We start from the raw sequence: 877 nt of genomic DNA, 5'->3' as shown, positions 1-877 counted from the left end.
CCGTGACCGGCGCAACTGCCTGAGTTTAACTGAAAGCGCTTCGTCCGGCCTCAGTCGAACAACGTGACAACGCCTTTCTGAACGTTCGTGACAATTGGTGGCGAATAAGTCACATATCGCTTGATATCTGAGGTGAAAATTTCACGTTCGATGGCGCATTAGCCTTGAGGTGATCGATGAGCGCTTCGGCAACGACCTCTGGAGACTCTTCCAGCAGCCAGTGAGAGCCTCCTTGCAGTTCGACGAAGCGATAGGAAGCGTTGACATGCGCGCTTGTCGCTTCCGCCGCGGCCCGGCCAAGCGCCTGATCGTTGCTTCCCCAGATAAATACGGTGGGCACGTTAATCCTGCCGATGCGGATGTGAAGATCGAGTGCCCGGTACCAGCTCAGTCCACCCGTCAGCACGCCGGGCTGTGACAAGCGGGATACGTAATCATCGAGACGCGGTTTCGGCAGCTTGTCCTTGAATACTCGCTTCAGCGCGCTGGCGCCACGTCGCAAGAGCAGCCATTCCGCGACATGGAAGGGAAGCCGAAAAACAGTGATATAGCGTGAGCGCCGCTTTTGATCCCTGTCGGTCCGGCGGGCCTCCAGCAGTGCATCGACATGCGGTGTCGAAACGATCGATAGCGACTGAAGCCGATCCGGATATCTGGCTGCAAGGCTCCAGGCGACGATACCGCCCCAGTCATGACCGGCCAGATGAAACCGCTCCAGACCAAGAGCGATTGCGATTGCGAGCACGTCGGCGACAAGGTCATCCACCGCGTAATCGCGTACTGTTTCGAGCCGCGCACCTGCCGAATAGCCGCGTTGATCGATGGCGATCGCGCGATAGCCGGCTTTTGCGAGCGCCACTGCCACTTCCGCCCAGCT

The 877-nt window shown here is 58.6% G+C and carries 1 protein-coding gene; it reads right to left on the bottom strand.

From position 1 onward, the window contains the following. Window positions 1-109 precede the first annotated feature (109 nt). Complete coding sequence (locus DOU54_RS27645) at window positions 110-859, bottom strand: alpha/beta fold hydrolase (protein ID WP_502695989.1); 750 nt, start codon at window positions 857-859, stop codon at window positions 110-112. Window positions 860-877: the final 18 nt, after the last annotated feature.

This window comes from Agrobacterium sp. MS2 (genome assembly GCF_003261015.1).
GTDB lineage: Bacteria > Pseudomonadota > Alphaproteobacteria > Rhizobiales > Rhizobiaceae > Agrobacterium > Agrobacterium pusense.
This window is presented reverse-complemented; position numbering and strand designations above follow the sequence as displayed.